Annotated in this window: 18 protein-coding genes and 1 pseudogene; 8 read left to right on the top strand and 11 right to left on the bottom strand. The window is 51.2% G+C overall.

From position 1 onward, the window contains the following. Position 1: 1 nt before the first annotated feature. From sapD to sapA, 4 genes are read right to left on the bottom strand one after another with little or no spacing between them, the layout of a single operon-like run. A complete protein-coding gene (gene sapD / locus AL515_RS13700; RefSeq protein WP_061068000.1) occupies positions 2-994 on the bottom strand; it encodes a peptide ABC transporter ATP-binding protein SapD in 993 nt (330 codons plus the stop codon). Then, positions 994-1,884 carry a peptide ABC transporter permease SapC gene (gene sapC, locus AL515_RS13695; RefSeq protein WP_061067999.1) on the bottom strand — a complete coding sequence of 297 codons (891 nt, stop codon included), beginning with the start codon at positions 1,882-1,884 and terminating at the stop codon, positions 994-996. Before sapC ends, sapD begins: the two co-directional genes overlap by 1 nt. Continuing rightward, positions 1,871-2,836 (bottom strand): peptide ABC transporter permease SapB, encoded by a 966-nt coding sequence (gene sapB / locus AL515_RS13690; protein ID WP_005126482.1) that lies wholly within the window; start codon positions 2,834-2,836, stop codon positions 1,871-1,873. The genes sapC and sapB overlap by 14 nt, the downstream gene beginning before the upstream one ends. Then, positions 2,833-4,476, bottom strand: coding sequence for an ABC transporter substrate-binding protein SapA (gene sapA / locus AL515_RS13685; protein ID WP_048211510.1), 1,644 nt, complete (start codon positions 4,474-4,476; stop codon positions 2,833-2,835). The genes sapB and sapA overlap by 4 nt, the downstream gene beginning before the upstream one ends. Positions 4,477-5,021: 545 nt before the next feature. Between sapA and AL515_RS13680 the strand changes: the two genes are divergently transcribed. Then, entirely contained in the window at positions 5,022-5,474 is a 453-nt protein-coding gene (locus tag AL515_RS13680) for an SgcJ/EcaC family oxidoreductase (RefSeq protein WP_061067998.1), read from the top strand. Between the two features lie 74 nt (positions 5,475-5,548). On the opposite strand, the pseudogene AL515_RS23835 reads toward AL515_RS13680, so the two are convergent. The 7 genes and pseudogenes from AL515_RS23835 to pspF all read right to left on the bottom strand — a co-directional run. After that, positions 5,549-5,689, bottom strand: a pseudogene (locus AL515_RS23835) (pentapeptide repeat-containing protein); the annotation flags it as partial. A gap of 5 nt (positions 5,690-5,694) precedes the next feature. Beyond that, entirely contained in the window at positions 5,695-6,336 is a 642-nt protein-coding gene (locus AL515_RS13670) for a helix-turn-helix transcriptional regulator (protein ID WP_048211512.1), read from the bottom strand. Between the two features lie 126 nt (positions 6,337-6,462). Beyond that, positions 6,463-7,431: a threo-3-hydroxy-L-aspartate ammonia-lyase gene (locus tag AL515_RS13665; protein WP_061067997.1), complete on the bottom strand. Its 969-nt coding sequence runs from the start codon at positions 7,429-7,431 to the stop codon at positions 6,463-6,465. A gap of 26 nt (positions 7,432-7,457) precedes the next feature. Then, positions 7,458-7,853 (bottom strand): RidA family protein, encoded by a 396-nt coding sequence (locus AL515_RS13660; RefSeq protein ID WP_048211514.1) that lies wholly within the window; start codon positions 7,851-7,853, stop codon positions 7,458-7,460. A 374-nt stretch (positions 7,854-8,227) separates the two neighbouring features. Continuing rightward, positions 8,228-8,800, bottom strand: coding sequence for a TetR/AcrR family transcriptional regulator (locus AL515_RS13655; RefSeq protein ID WP_061067996.1), 573 nt, complete (start codon positions 8,798-8,800; stop codon positions 8,228-8,230). An 85-nt stretch (positions 8,801-8,885) separates the two neighbouring features. After that, entirely contained in the window at positions 8,886-9,749 is an 864-nt protein-coding gene (locus AL515_RS13650) for an arginase family protein (RefSeq protein ID WP_048211516.1), read from the bottom strand. Positions 9,750-9,962: 213 nt separating this feature from the next. Then, positions 9,963-10,952: a phage shock protein operon transcriptional activator gene (pspF, locus tag AL515_RS13645; RefSeq protein ID WP_161958607.1), complete on the bottom strand. Its 990-nt coding sequence runs from the start codon at positions 10,950-10,952 to the stop codon at positions 9,963-9,965. A 156-nt stretch (positions 10,953-11,108) separates the two neighbouring features. Here pspF and pspA point away from each other — a divergent pair, with 156 nt between their 5' ends. The 7 genes from pspA to AL515_RS13610 all read left to right on the top strand — a co-directional run bounded on the left by pspA (position 11,109) and on the right by AL515_RS13610 (position 15,637). After that, positions 11,109-11,777: a phage shock protein PspA gene (gene pspA / locus AL515_RS13640; RefSeq protein WP_003020532.1), complete on the top strand. Its 669-nt coding sequence runs from the start codon at positions 11,109-11,111 to the stop codon at positions 11,775-11,777. Between the two features lie 54 nt (positions 11,778-11,831). Next, complete coding sequence (gene pspB, locus AL515_RS13635; RefSeq protein ID WP_048211519.1) at positions 11,832-12,056, top strand: envelope stress response membrane protein PspB; 225 nt, start codon at positions 11,832-11,834, stop codon at positions 12,054-12,056. Beyond that, positions 12,056-12,415 carry an envelope stress response membrane protein PspC gene (gene pspC / locus AL515_RS13630; RefSeq protein ID WP_048211520.1) on the top strand — a complete coding sequence of 120 codons (360 nt, stop codon included), beginning with the start codon at positions 12,056-12,058 and terminating at the stop codon, positions 12,413-12,415. Before pspB ends, pspC begins: the two co-directional genes overlap by 1 nt. Before the next feature lie 8 nt (positions 12,416-12,423). Beyond that, the gene (pspD, locus tag AL515_RS13625) at positions 12,424-12,645 is read left to right on the top strand and encodes a phage shock protein PspD (protein ID WP_040230893.1); all 222 of its coding nucleotides are present in this window, start codon (positions 12,424-12,426) and stop codon (positions 12,643-12,645) included. 76 nt (positions 12,646-12,721) lie between these two features. Next, positions 12,722-13,039: a thiosulfate sulfurtransferase PspE gene (pspE, locus tag AL515_RS13620; RefSeq protein WP_048211521.1), complete on the top strand. Its 318-nt coding sequence runs from the start codon at positions 12,722-12,724 to the stop codon at positions 13,037-13,039. 142 nt (positions 13,040-13,181) lie between these two features. Further along, positions 13,182-14,579 carry a YcjX family protein gene (locus AL515_RS13615; RefSeq protein WP_048212579.1) on the top strand — a complete coding sequence of 466 codons (1,398 nt, stop codon included), beginning with the start codon at positions 13,182-13,184 and terminating at the stop codon, positions 14,577-14,579. Beyond that, positions 14,576-15,637, top strand: a complete 1,062-nt coding sequence (locus tag AL515_RS13610) for a YcjF family protein (protein ID WP_061067994.1) — start codon at positions 14,576-14,578, stop codon at positions 15,635-15,637. The genes AL515_RS13615 and AL515_RS13610 overlap by 4 nt, the downstream gene beginning before the upstream one ends. Positions 15,638-15,713 lie beyond the last annotated feature (76 nt).

Genomic DNA, 15,713 nt, shown 5'->3' with positions numbered 1-15,713 from the left:
CTCACTCTCTCTCCATATTCAGCGGGAAATGACAGGCGTAGAGATGATTCTTTGCTCCGGTCAGCCTTGGGGTTTCAATGCATTCTCGCTGCGCATAAGGGCAACGCGGCCCCAAACGACAGCCGATGGGCAACTGTTCTAACAACGGAATTGCTCCTGGCATGGTATTCAGGCGGCTTTTATGCGGCATTGCGCTACCAAAATCAGGAATGGCGCGAATCAGCGCTTGCGTATAAGGGTGATGGGGTATCGTCACCAAATCTTTACTGGGCGCGGTTTCCACCGTTTGTCCGCAGTACATTACGTTGATTTTGTCTGCCCATTGGCTGAGCATTTGCAGGTCATGGCTGATCAACAAAATGGTGGTATTGCTGTTTTGATTCAGTCGAGTCAGCAGACGAAAAATTTGCGCCTGGGTTGTGGGTTCCATCGCATTGGTGGGTTCATCTGCAATCAGCAGGCGAGGTTGGTTTGCCAGTGCGATGGCGATCATGACCTTCTGGCACTCGCCGTCGGTCAGCTCATAAGGGAAACTGCGCATGGCATCTTTATGATCTTTTATCCCGACGCGGTGCAGCAGTTCAATCGCGCGGCGTTTGCGCCAGCCGATACGTTGCCACCAGCGCCCCTTGAAAGTCCAGGCGGGAATGTTTTGCATCAGTTGGCGTCCAATACGTTCAGACGGATCCAGACAAGACTGTGGCTCCTGAAAGATCATGGACACGTTATGGCCGACCAGCTTACGTCGCTCGCGGGCGGAAAGGCGCAACAGGTCGATATCATCAAAACGCATGCGGTCCGCGGTAACGCGCCAGTTATCTTTGGCGACGCCGCAGATGGCCTTAGCGATCAAACTTTTACCTGAACCCGATTCACCGACCAGTCCACGGATCTCACCTTCGTTTAGCGTCATGCTGACGCGGTCCACTGCTTTCACCCAGTCGTCACCGGTCCTGAACTCGATAGTCAGGTTGCGGATATCCAGTAATGGCATTATTCCACCCCCGCAATAATTGCGCGGCGTACGCCGTCACCTAACAGATTTACCAGCAGCACACTTATCATAATTGCCGCTCCGGGCAGCATGACGGTCCACGGCGCAACATAGATCAACTCCAGCGCATCGCCGAGCATGGCACCCCATTCTGGGGAGGGCAGTTGTGCGCCGAGATCAAGGAAGCCCAGGGCGGCGATATCCAGAATCGCCATTGACAGTGCTCGGGTGATTTCAGTGATAAGACCGGCAGTGATATTCGGCAGAATCGCAAACCACAGGATATTGAACGTGCTCGCGCCATCCAGACGAGCAGCAATGACATACTCTTTTTCCAGCTCGTCATGCACCATGCTGTAGACGGAGCGCACCATACGCGGCAGTAAAGCCAGCCAGACGGCGAACATCGCATGCGTCAGATGTGGCCCGGCAAAAGCCACCACAATAATGGCCAGCAGTAGCGATGGAATTGACAGCAGGGTATCCAGAATGTGGTTCAGCACCGCTGAGCGTAGTCCGTGCGTTGCCCCGGCAACCACGCCCAGCAACAGACCGCAGAGTGTGGCGGCGAGGGTAACGACAAACGCACCGCCAACGGTCGGGGCCGCGCCGCTGAGCAGACGGCTTAATACGTCGCGGCCCAGATCGTCAGTTCCGAGGAAGAATGACACTTCGCCATAGCGTGACCAGGACGGTGGCAACAGTTGGTAGCCAAGAAATTGCTGATCGATGCCGTAAGGGGCAAACCAGCCACCAAACACACACAGAATGACCAGTCCCGCACAACCGTACAGACCCACCATCGCAGAAGCATCGCCATAAAAATTACGCCATGCGGTGCGTAGCGTTCCGGGTGGGCGCTTCTCGCTATATACGCTATCGTAGGGCATACCATTCCTTATGTTTCAGAGGGTTAGCCATAGCACCCAAAATATCAGAGATGACGTTAACGATAATAACCAGGGAGCCAATCACCATCACACCCGCCGAAATAGCGGCGTAGTCTTGCTGGCGAATTGCGTTAATCAACCAACGTCCCAGCCCTGGCCAGCTAAAGACCATCTCGGTGATCATCGCCAGCGTCAGCATGGTGGAAAACTGTAATCCAAGACGAGGAATGACCGGCGGAAGTGCGTTGTGCAATACGTGGCGACGCAGAATGGTGAAGCGTGACAAACCGCGCGTGGCTGCCGCTTTGACATAGTTCTGATCGAAGACCTCAATGGTGCTGATACGCATCAGGCGAATGACCTCCGTGGTGGGCGCGACGGAAAGCGTCAATACCGGAAGCACCATATGACGGATTGCGCTGACCAACATTTCGTCGCGCCAGGGGGAGTCAGAGATCCACGCATCAATAATGGCGAAACCGGTCACCGGTTTTACTTCGTAAAGTAGATCGAAACGTCCCGAAACGGGTAACCAGCCGAGAGTCAGTGAGAAGAGGAGCGTCAGCAGCAGCGCCAGCCAAAAAACGGGAATGGAAAACCCCATCAGAGCCAATGCGCTGATGCAGCGATCCTGCCATTTATTACGTGTGATGCCGGCCAGCATGCCGATGGGGATCCCGACCATCAGCGCAAACCCAAAGGCAAGAATACACAGCTCCATCGTGGCTGGGAAAACCTCTTTCAGCTGTTCTGAGATTAACTGACCGTTAATACTGGAAACGCCAAAATCCCAGTGGATCAGACCGTTGAACCAGAATATCCAGGCGTTCCACAGCGATGCGCCTTGTAACGGCGCATGGGGGGTGAAGTAGCTCAGGCTGAACCCAATGAATGTCAGGAAGAACAGGGTGACCAGCAGCAATAAGAAGCGGCGCAGGGTGAAGATAATCATGGTTTTTTCACCTCATCAGTCTTTTCCCTGGAAACCCCGGCAAAGGAAGCATTCCCGAACGGACTTAGCACCAGACCTTTGATGTCATAGCGGTAAGCCTGTAGACGCAATGATGAGGCCAACGGCAGGATCGGCAACTCTTGCGCCAGGATATTTTGTGCTTCGTCATAGGCGTCAATACGCGAGGAGAGCTGCTGCGAAGACAGCGCTTTGCGTAAAATGCTGTCGAACTGCGGATTGCACCAGTGCGCGAAGTTAGTCTGTGAGTTGATGGCGGCGCAACTGAGCAACGGTCGGAAAAAACTGTCAGGATCGTTACTGTCCGTCGCCCAACCGGACAACGTCAGATCATGGTTCATATCCATTAATCGCGCCTCCTGAAAACGACCTTCAACCGGGATGATCTTCACTTTCACACCCACCTGCGCCATATCTGCCTGGATCAGTTCCGCTGTTTTCAGCGGACTCGGATTCCAGGCCTGAGAGCTGGTCGGGACCCACAGTTGCAACGTCAGGTTCTCAAGTCCCAGTGCTTTTAGCTGCTGACGGGATTTAGCCGGGTTGTATTCAGTAATCTTAGCTTCATTGTCATAAGCCCACGAGGCGCGGGGCAAAATAGATGCTGCAGTTTCTGCCGTACCGTAGTAGATAGACTGCATCAGACGCTGGTTGTTAATGGCCAGTGCCAGCGCATGCCGCACTGCGGGGTTATCCAGCGGCGGTTTATTGGTGTTGAATGCCAGATAGGCAATGTTCATTCCAGGACGCAGCGTCAGGCGCAGGCGTGGGTCATCACGTAATATGGTGAGCTGACTGGCCGCGGGCCAGGCCAGAACGTCGCACTCCCCGGTCAGGAGCTTTGATAACCGTCCGGTGCCGCCTGAACCGAGATCCACAACGACCTGTGGCATCAGGGGCGTGCCGCGCCAGAATTTTTCGTGACGTTGTAGACGAATATATTGCCCCGCGCGGTTTTCTGAAAGCAGGAACGGTCCGGTACCGACGGGCTGCCTGTCGAGTAATTCCTGGCGATCCTGTTTGGCCAGTTGTGTGGCATATTCAGCCGACATTACAGAGGCATAGTGTGTCGCCAGATGCCACAGGAAGGAGGCATCTGGCTGAGTCAGACGAAATTCAACCGTGTTGTTATCCAGCTTGCGCACGCTTTGCACGTTATCAGCGAATTGCAGGCTATCGAAGTAGGGAAAGCTGCTGCCATTGACGTTGTGCCACGGATGGTGACGGTCAAATATGCGCTCGAAGGTAAATACCACATCATCTGCATTTAGCTTACGGGTAGGCTTAAACCAGGCCGTCTTTTGAAACGAAACGTCGCGGCGCAAGTGGAAACGGTAGGTTGCGCCGTTGTCCAGCACTTCCCAGCTCTCAGCCAGTTCTGGCACCAGTCGGTAGGTGTACGGATCCACATCAAGTAGCCGGTCATAGAGTTGGGCTGCCAGAGTGTCGACAATCAGGCCGCTGCTCGCTTTCTGTGGGTTGAATGTATTGACTTGCCCGCTGACGCAATAGACAAAGCCGCTGTCACGAATATCAGCGTGCGTGGTCTGCAGAGGCGCGGCAACAGCCTGACCACTCAGAAGTCCAGCCATTACGATCAGAGTTGATAAAACCAGGCGCATAATTTTAAGGGACTATGAATAAAGAAGCTATCTTACTAATATTTAATGACATTCGCCATTACCGTTTGAGTTTGGGGGCAACCATACAGTTAGTTGCAAATTCTACGTCGCGGCCTGGTCAATATTCATACCAGCGCTCCACTTTGAATATAACTCATAAACTATCTTAGCATTTTCATGTCTCATCTGACCCGTAATAAACGAAGCGCGAGTTTCATGAGGGTATAGCTATGCCAAATTTATGTGCTGGGGTGTCGCAAGTACCGAAACGTAAGGAAGGGATAGCGTTAAAGAGATTCGGGAAGGAGGACAGAAATCATATGCATGCTGAACTATAATCATTCAGGTAGTGGTTTATGTTAAATACAGAGCATCAATGCCAAAATATCTAATTATTTCATTGTATTAATTACTCATTTATTTAACGTCTTTATTTTCTACACCCGGCGTATGTTAATGGTTTCTATTGGTTATTACAGGTGATTTGACTATCCGGTTATCAATGACCTTCTTGTGGCCATCTAACCATTAATGGAATGATTACTATGAAGCAATTACTTGGTTTTGCTTGTTCACTGCTCCTTTTATCGGGCCCCGTTTTTGCGACTCCGGCCCCAGAATGTGTGAAGGTGAACAAAGCGCAAATCGAAGCGTTATTCGACAAGTGGAATGAATCACTGAAAACGGGTAACGCGAAGACAGTATCTGAAAATTATCTTAGTGATGCAGTATTACTTCCCACGGTGTCGAATAAAGCCCGCTTAACAGATGCTGAGCGTGAGGATTATTTTGAACATTTTCTGGCAAAGAAACCGACCGGGAAAATTGACAGTCGTACCATTCGCCTTGGCTGTAATAAGGCGATTGATGCTGGTACCTATACCTTCACCTTCGCAGACAAATCGACTGTTTCGGCCCGTTATACGTTTACTTACGCATGGGATGGGAAGGCGTGGAAAATTTCCACCCACCACTCTTCAGCAATGCCTGAAGGGTAACAAAACAGATACGTAGGGGGCGGGGATTCACCGCTCCCAGGTGTATTGCGGGCTTGATTAACCAGGGCTAACCGCCCAGACCGTTCCATGATCAAAGAGGCCTGGTAACTATCTATCTTAACGCCTTGTAAATCGACGCCCCGAATATCTAAATCACCCAGTTCAGAATTGGTCAGATCGCAATGCGTGAAGTTCGCTGCTCGCCAGTTAAACGACCAACTTATTCGCCGATAGCGTTAGCCTGACGGGCGTACAGGTATGCGGTTGCTCTGGACACTCCCAGATGCTGCGCCACTGTATCCATGGATTTTCGTACGTTCAGTAAACCTTCCTTACGCAATTGTTGAATCAGTACCTTTCTGTCTTCTGTTTTCAGCGCTCGCGCCGTTGTTGCACGTTCAGCCGCAAAGTTATCAATACGCTGGCGAATCACTTCATTACTGCCAGGATCGAGGTGTTCGCTGACAGGTGAGCACTCGGTTTCAGTAAACCGTGCAAGCGCACTCTGCATCCCGCGAAATAGCGTCATATCAACATTCAGGCATAGCGCCGCGATGTATTTGCCTTGTTCGTCCTTGATGCCAATAGAGGTACTTTTTACCGGGCGACCATCAGCAAACTGATTGCTGTAGTTGGCAACGATGCTAGGAAAATCAGGTGATGCGATCCGCGCCAGTCCAAGCTCCGTTGCGGGCTGGCCAGCTTTGCGACCGGACAGATTATTATGTATGGATAAGATCGCATGCTCAGGGTTCTTGAGGTCATGAACCACAACCTCGCAAAACGGAGAGAAGGTATCGCTCAGTCCTTTGGCGATGGTTTCAATTTGATTGAGTAGCGAGTTATCGTCGGTTTTTGGCATGCCAGTCTCCTGCAGTGATGCCTGTTGCCATTATGGCGGCCAGTTTACAGCGTCCTGGGGCTTCTTTTCCAGACTGGAACAGGCGTATAGCGACAAGGTATCCGCACCGCAGATACCTTAATTAGATTACCCTGCAAGGAATTCACTGTAGCGGTTGATATCAACATTGCCACCGCTGATGATAATGCCGATTCTCTTTCCCCGAAGGCCTGCTTTTCGCGCTCTCGCGGCGGCAAAACCAAGGCAGCCTGTTGGCTCCACGACCATTTTCATTCGTTCCGCGATAAATTTCATTGCGGCAATTAATTCATCATCTGAAACCGTCAGAATATCGTTAACATGTTTCTGGATCAGTGGAAAGGTATGCTGTCCTAGATGTTGGGTTTGCGCGCCATCTGCAATGGTTTTCGGCGTATCGATGTGCACAATTTTGCCACTGCGAAACGACTGTTGACCGTCGTTGCCTGCCTCAGGTTCCACACCATAGATAAGACAATCAGGGGACAAGTGTCGCGCGGCCAGTGCGGAACCAGATAGAAGACCGCCACCACCCAGACAAACAAAAAGGGCATCCAGTGCACCAACTTCTTCAATCAGTTCTTTCGTGGCGGTACCCTGGCCTGCAATAACGTGCGGGTGATCGTAAGGTGGGATCAGCGTTAGTCCCTGTTTTTCTGCCAGATTCCGGCCAATTTTTTCACGATCTTCAGTATAACGGTCGTACATCACGACATGTCCGCCATACCCTTTCGTGGCAGCAACCTTAGCGGCTGGCGCATCGTGCGGCATGATAATTGTCGCCGGAATACCCAGTAATTTTGCGGACAGGGCAATTGCCTGAGCATGGTTTCCGGATGAAAAAGCCACGACGCCGGCTGCTCTCTGTTCTGGTGTAAACTGGCGCAAAGCATTCATCGCGCCGCGAAACTTAAATGCCCCCATCCGCTGGAAGTTTTCGCATTTGAAGAAAACGTCAGCACCAAACTCTTCATTCACCGTTCGTGATGTCATAACCGGTGTCTTGTTCGCATAACCTGCGATACGCTCAGCGGCCGCGGCAACATCGTGGTAATCAGGTAGTGTCATTTCAGTCATTGTTGTTCACCTGTAACAGTTAATAGTCACACTTGTTGTGCTAACGCAATGGCTTCAATTTCTACGGCAAAGCCGTAATGAAGCTCTGCAACGCCAGCGACAGCACGGGCTGGACGGGAATCACCGATCCATTCGCCGTAGATCCGATTAAACGTCGGCCACTGATTAATGTCCGTGACATAGACGCGTACCGATACCAGGTGCTGACGGGAAACGCCGGCTCCTGCCAGACAAGCATCAACATTCTGTAGAGCCAGTCTGGTCTGTTCTTCAAAAGAAGCATCCGCTTTTCTTTCGCCATTAGTCGTGACAGGTAGCTGTCCAGAAATGAAAACGAATCCTCCGGCAGTCACACTATGTGAGTAATGGCCTGCTGGCGGGAAGCTATCCGTCGTTGTGTTCTGGGTAATATTGGTGGGCATGGTTCAATCTCCAGCTTAAGTATTGATGATTCATTTAGTATAAAATAATACAGTTTGTATTATTTTATACACCATCGTCATCCTGGCATCCAGTCTCTTTTTTCAACGACATGGCCCTGTGGACGACGTAAAACGATCGGCATACCCGCTGAAATGCTTGTATAACGTTAGGATTTATGGCTGTGAGGTCGGGCAGGAATGATGAGTACGCAGAAATGATTTTTTGCTTTTACTCGTGGTCGGGAGTTCAGCTGCAATTCACCGACAATTGTATAAATTGATACTTTATGTATTGATTGTGTTGACGCCCGCAATGCCCACTTCTGGCGCGAAGTGGGCAGGGGAAAGATCAGAAAGCAGGCTCGGGAAGTATTTTATTTAAGCAACTTTGACATTAAATCAGGGAACGCTGGTACATCTGTTTCCAATGAGAACGCAGGGTTAATAGCCTTACGTGCAATCAGTCCGTCAATAAATGCAAACAGAATGATGGTTATCGCTTGTGGGTTAATATCCCGACGAAACTCTCCTGCGGCGATACCTTGCGCAATTATTCCCGCAATGCTTTGTCGCATGATGTTATCACTGGCGATAAACGCTTCCCTGAGTTCCGGATTGCGTGCCGATTCGGCCATGATCTCTATCCAAAGGTTGTGCGTGACAGGGTAACCGACATCGCTTATGCAAGAAACGACCTGCTTGCAAAGACGATCAAAAAACGATCCGCTACAGGGCTCATTATGGGCAGCCAGCGCAGTGTTTTGCTCTTCCAGAACGATTGCCCGAATAAGCTCATCCTTACTTTTGAAGTAAGTGTACATGGCTCCCTGGCTGATACCTGCACGCGTGGAAATTTCGCGCACGCTGGTTGCATTGAATCCTTTCTCAGCAAAACAGGCTGCGGCAGCGGTAATAAGCTTATGGTAGGTTTCAGTATTCTTTAGCATATCGACCTTTATCTTTGAATCTATGGCGAAACTTTACCGTGCTTTGAGGCCTGGAACCAGCGATGAGATTTATCGATATCTTGCGTTACTTCATGAGAGGTAATGCACTGAGCATGTTCTTCAGATTCACCATATCCCACGGCAGATGTTCAGCAATGGTAAGCCCGACGGCCTCGGCGTTTGCAGTGGCAAGATTAACCAGTTTAAGCACCTCTTCAATAGTCAGCTTACCCTCGGCCACATCGCCAAAATCATGTTCCCCTCGGCCTGGTTTGGCGAACAAAACAGAACGGAAAAGTGACGGGTCCAGAACATCCAGATCAATATGAATCGCCAGATATTCAATGTGTTCGCGGGCAATCCATTCCATAACCTCGTTGGCACCGTTTTTGACATCATCAGGGCCAACCGTCGCAATCCGGTGATGGGCCAGATAGTCGCTTTCGTATATCAGTGGATTGTGAATGCCGGCAATCATAATTTTTGACGGCGAAACCTTGTGTGTGACGTGGTCCACTAAATCTTTATCGCCCGTGCCAATCAGTGCGCCAAGTACATGGGCATGCGCATTTGGATACTGTTCAGCCGTCTGCACGTCGGGGTGAGAGTCGATCCAAAGCACGCCCAGCTTATCACCGTACTTATTCAGCAGATGCGCGAAGGGCACCAAAGAAACCAGACAGTCACCGCCCAATACGACAATCGCGTCGGGATCGTGTTTTTCAATACGCGTCACCGCATCGTTCAACTGTTTAAGAATCTGTGGTTTACCAGTAATGCCATCTATTACACTCAGCGGCTCGCTTTCAGGTAAAGCAACCGGAACATCCTCGACGGGGCCTTTCGCTTCAGGCGAGAGAAAGGACAACAGAAGTGATCCGAGATGATAGGGGGGATTGTTGCCTCCCTGCCACTGGGGGAAGGAAAGTCGAAGCGTTTTTTTAGCCATAATTTACCTGCTGTCAGTTTCTAAAGAGGATCCTCAAGGCGTATTCGTGTTGGTCGCCTTGTAATGATTGTATGAATGAACGCTCATTCATTATGGGTCAGTATGAAACTTATGCAAGATTGATGATATGTGGGAACCGTTAAACGGTACTATTTCAATGTGCTTTGTGGAGGATTTTGCACATGAAGGCGCTTAACGGTTGGTAATGCATCGCTAAATCTGGTGTTTTTTAAGCAACGCGCGGAGCTGATGGTACGTCAGCCCAAGCAGTTCGGCGGCCTTTTTCTGGTTAAATTTTGCCTGTTGTAGGCTGGTTTGCAGAAACGTCTTTTCTTGCTGTTGCTGGAATGCGCGCAGATCCAGCGGTAACGTTGCCGCTGTAGAGTGGGTTTCCTGCTGCTGAACGTCTGTAGTGTGGCGCTTAAACGGATCTATCACTACCTCGTCCAGCGGATAATCGCTGGTACCATGTCGGTATACCGAGCGTTCAACAACGTTTTTCAATTCGCGGATATTGCCCGGCCAGCGATAGTGGAGAAGTGTTTCTCTGGCTTGTGTGCTAAAACCGGGAAACAGCGGTAATCCAATCTCGCGGCACATTTGAATCGCAAAATGTTCGGCCATCAACATGATGTCGCTTTTACGCTCCCGTAAAGGTGGAAGTTGCACGACATCAAAGGCCAGTCTATCCAACAGGTCTGCGCGGAAAGTACCTTCACTGACCATTCTCGGTAAGTCGGCATTGGTGGCACAGACCAGGCGCACGTTAACCTGCAGCGGCTGGCTACCGCCTACGCGCTCGAGCTCTCCATACTCAATAACGCGCAGCAATTTCTCCTGTACCAACATCGGTGCGGTTGCCAGTTCATCAAGAAAAAGTGTGCCGCCGTCGGCGCGCTCGAAGCGGCCAGGATGGCGTTTTTGCGCTCCGGTAAAAGCGCCAGCTTCATGGCCGAAGAGTTCGGAATCGAGTAAATTTTCGTTCAGCGCCGCACAATTAAGAGAAATAAACGGTCCTTGCCAACGAGTGGAAAGGTAGTGCAGACGGTTGGCGATTAACTCTTTTCCTGTGCCACGCTCACCGATAACGAGCACGGGTTTTTCCAGGGGGGCCAGATGGGAGACTTGTTCCAGCACTTCAATGAAGCTGTTTGCTTCCCCCAGAAGAGTATCTTTGTATCCTGCCATGATGAAATTCACCATTTGTTAGTGTTATTCACCAATTTACCCTAATTATCTCGTCAGGTAAAATTAGATATTATCTTCAAAATCAATAATATAAAAAAGTTGGCACGACAAGTGCATTATGGAAGCAGCAGGGCATTGCCCGATATCAGAACAGTAAGTGAGGATTACATTATGGGTATTTTTTCTCGTTTTGCCGACATCGTGAACGCCAATATTAATGCGTTGCTGGAAAAGGCCGAAGATCCGCAGAAACTGGTGCGGTTGATGATTCAGGAAATGGAAGACACGCTGGTTGAGGTTCGATCTAACTCAGCGCGTGCACTGGCAGAAAAAAAACAGCTGTCCCGCCGGATTGAACAGGCCAGTGCGCAGCAGGCGGAGTGGCAAGAAAAAGCTGAGCTGGCGCTGCGTAAAGAGAAAGAAGATCTGGCGCGTTCTGCATTAATTGAAAAGCAGAAACTGACCGATTTAATTGCCTCTCTGGAGCATGAAGTGACGCTGGTTGACGATACGCTGGCGCGGATGAAAAAAGAGATTGGTGAGCTGGAAAATAAACTCAGTGAAACCCGGGCTCGTCAGCAGGCATTGATGTTGCGTCATCAGGCGGCGAGTTCTTCTCGTGATGTCCGTCGTCAGTTGGATAGCGGCAAACTGGATGAAGCAATGGCCCGCTTTGAATCTTTTGAGCGCCGTATTGATCAGATGGAAGCGGAAGCCGAAAGCCATAACTTCGGTAAGCAAAAATCTCTGGATCAGCAATTTGCTGACCTGAAAGCAGATGATGAAATCAGCGAGCAGCTGGCGCAGCTTAAAGCCAAAATGCAGCAAGACAAGCAATAATAACTACTGGCGGCGCCCGAACGCGCCGCCGCTCATCACCTGTAAGGAGTACTCATGAGCGCGCTATTTCTGGCCATTCCGTTAACTATCTTTGTGCTGTTCGTTTTGCCGATCTGGCTGTGGCTGCATTACAGCAACCGTTCCAGCCGTGGTGAACTGTCGCAAAGCGATCAGCAACGTCTGGTAGAGCTCAACAATGATGCACAGCGTATGCGTGAACGTATTCAGGCGTTGGAAGATATCCTTGATGCCGAACATCCAAACTGGAGGGACCGCTAATGGGGGGCGTTAACCTGAACAAAAAGCTGTGGCGTATCCCGCAGCAGGGCATGGTTAAAGGGGTCTGTGCTGGTATTGCGCACTATCTTGATGTCCCCGTGAAGCTGGTAAGGATCCTGGTGGTACTGTCAGTCTTTTTTGGTCTGGCCTTTTTCACCGTAGTTGCCTATATCGTGTTGACGTTTGTGCTGGACCCAATGCCGGACAACGTCGTATCCGGCGACCAACAGCCATCAAGCGGGGAACTGCTAGATTCCGTCGATCGTGAACTGGCCGCGAGTGAAAAGCGTTTGCGTGAAATGGAGCGTTATGTGACATCGGACACCTTCACATTGCGCAGTCGTTTCCGTCAATTGTGAGGATTGAAATGAATAATCGCTGGCAACGTGCCGGGCAAAGGGTTAAGCCGGGCTTTAAAATAGCAGGCAAGCTGGTACTTTTGACTGCGCTTCGCTACGGCCCCGCAGGTGTTGCGGGGTGGGCGGTGAAATCAGTGGCCCGCCGTCCGTTAAAAATGTTGCTGGTGTTGGTACTGGAGCCATTATTGAGCAAGGTTGCCAGGAAAATTTCCCAACGCTACGGCCAGTGATAGCATGCTCGCAATATTTCCTTAAGATCAAGTATATAGTGTTAGGTGACTTTCCATCATTTAACGGAACGATACTATGTTGAAAAAAGGAGTATTCGCACTAGCGCTGGTCATCGGGATGCCGGTATTTGCGGCCGAGCACTGGATTGATGTTCGTGTTCCTGAACAATATCAGCAGGAACACCTTCAGGGGGCCATCAACATCCCTTTAAAGGATTTGCAGGCACGAATTGCGGCAGAAGTCCCTGATAAGACCGACACCGTGAAGTTGTATTGCAACTCAGGTCGTCAATCCGGGATGGCAAAAGATATGCTGACCGGGATGGGCTATACACAGGTAACCAACGAAGGCGGTATTAGCGGGATTCATCTTCCTAAAGTAGAGAATAAATAATCCGCATGCTTTCTTTTGGCTAAAGGCGACATGAATGATGTCGCCTGATTTCTTTCAGGGAGTTGATAACTCAGTATTAAACCTTATGTTTGCTCCCTGTTTGTTATAATTTCTTCGGTTCCTTCAGCATAACGGGATGGCGATGAAGCGACTTAAAAATGAACTCAACTCGCTGGTTAATCGCGGCGTAGATCGGCATCTGCGCCTGGCTGTCACCGGACTTAGCCGCAGCGGTAAAACAGCGTTTATTACCGCAATGGTAAACCAGTTACTCAATATTCATGCCGGTGCGCGCCTGCCGTTGCTCAGTTGTGTGCGTGAAGAGCGTCTGCTTGGCGTAAAGCGGGTTCCTCAGCGCGATTTTGGTATTCCGCGCTTTACCTATGATGAGGGACTGGCGCAGCTTTATGGCTCTCCGCCAACCTGGCCGACGCCAACGCGTGGCGTCAGTGAAATTCGCCTGGCGTTGCGCTACAAATCCAACGATTCTTTGCTGCGTCACTTTAAAGATACGTCCACGTTGTACCTGGAGATCGTCGATTATCCGGGGGAGTGGCTGCTCGATTTACCGATGCTGGCCCAGGATTACCTTGGCTGGTCACGGCAAATGACCGGATTATTGCAGGGCCAGCGAGGTGAATGGTCGGCCAGATGGCGGCAGCTATGCGAGGGGCTTGACCCGCTGGCGCCTGCTGACGAAAACCGTCTGGCGGAAATCGCCGCGGCGTGGACAGATTATCTGCATCAGTGCAAACAGCAGGGATTGCATTTCATTCAGCCCGGGCGCTTTGTGCTGCCGGGGGACATGGCTGGCGCACCTGCGCTGCAATTTTTCCCGTGGCCGGATGTTGATGCTTTTGGTGAGTCAAAACTGGCACAGGCGGATAAACATACCAACGCAGGTATGTTACGCGACAGGTTTAATTACTACTGCGAAAAGGTCGTGAAAGGGTTCTACAAGAATCACTTCCTGCGCTTTGATCGCCAAATTGTGCTGGTCGATTGCCTGCAACCGCTTAACAGCGGACCACAGGCGTTTAACGATATGCGACTGGCGCTGACACAACTGATGCAAAGTTTTCATTATGGTCAGCGCACGTTGTTCCGCCGGTTGTTCTCGCCGGTAATCGATAAGTTGCTGTTCGCTGCCACCAAGGCCGACCACGTTACGGTCGATCAACATGCCAATATGGTGTCGTTGTTGCAGCAATTGATTCAGGACGCCTGGCAAAATGCTGCGTTTGAAGGCATCAGTATGGACTGTCTGGGACTGGCATCGGTGCAGGCAACCACCAGCGGCCTGATTGATGTGAAGGGCGAGAAGATCCCCGCGTTGCGCGGCAATCGCCTGAGCGACGGCGAGCCGTTGACCGTCTATCCGGGAGAAGTCCCTGCGCGTTTACCGGGCCAGGCTTTTTGGGATCGCCAGGGTTTCCAGTTTGAAGCCTTTCGCCCGCAGGTCATGGATGTAGATAAACCCTTACCGCATATTCGCCTGGATGCCGCGCTGGAGTTTTTAATAGGAGATAAATTGCGATGAGCGAGCCGTTAAAACCGCGTATCGATTTCTCAGGTCCACTGGAAGTGGAACCAAACACGGCATTTAAAGCACAGCAAATGTTCAACGATACGGAGGCGCAGACTTTTTCTCCGGCGACAGTGGATGAACCACTGGAAGACGAAGGTCAGGCAGAAGCCGTTGTTGATGCGGCCCTTCGCCCTAAACGCAGTCTGTGGCGCAAGATGGTGATGGGCGGGCTGGCACTGTTTGGCGTAAGCGTTGTCGCTCAGGGTGTGCAGTGGACCATGAACGCCTGGCAGACTCAGGACTGGGTCGCGCTGGGGGGCTGTGCTGCGGGTGCGCTGATTATTGGCGCAGGCGTTGGGTCGGTGGCAACCGAGTGGCGTCGGCTGTGGCGTTTGCGTCAACGCGCACACGAGCGTGATGAAGCGCGTGATCTGCTCCACAGCCATGGAACCGGAAAAGGCCGCGCATTTTGTGAAAAGCTGGCGCAGCAGGCGGGTATCGATCAGTCTCATCCTGCGCTACAACGCTGGTATGCCTCTATCCATGAAACGCAGAATGATCGGGAAGTTGTGAGCCTGTATGCCCACCTGGTGCAGCCAGTGCTGGATGCGCAAGCACGACGTGAGATCAGTCGTTCTGCGGCGGAATCCACGCTGATGATTGCCGTCAGCCCGTTAGCGTTGGTGGATATGGCGTTTATTGCCTGGCGAAATCTGCGGTTGATTAACCGTATAGCTACGCTGTATGGCATCGAACTCGGCTATTACAGCCGCCTGCGCCTGTTTCGTCTGGTACTGTTAAATATCGCTTTTGCCGGGGCCAGCGAGTTGGTGCGGGAAGTGGGGATGGACTGGATGTCGCAGGATTTAGCGGCCCGGTTATCCACGCGTGCCGCGCAGGGTATTGGCGCGGGCTTGTTAACAGCGCGTCTGGGGATTAAAGCGATGGAGCTGTGCCGTCCATTACCGTGGATTGATGATGATAAACCGCGACTGGGGGATTTCCGCCGTCAGTTGATCGGTCAGGTGAAAGAGACCTTACAAAAGAACAAATCCCCGCGCGAAAGTTGAGTAAATACGGGTGCCGATCGTATAACTTTACGCCCCGGCGCCCAATTTTCCAGCGTGCTGTCAATATTTGTTGACA

Origin of the sequence: Citrobacter sp. FDAARGOS_156 (genome assembly GCF_001559235.2) — a bacterium.
In the GTDB taxonomy this organism is placed as follows: domain Bacteria; phylum Pseudomonadota; class Gammaproteobacteria; order Enterobacterales; family Enterobacteriaceae; genus Citrobacter; species Citrobacter youngae.
Note: the sequence above shows the minus strand (reverse complement) of the source record. Positions and strands in the feature narration are given on the sequence as shown.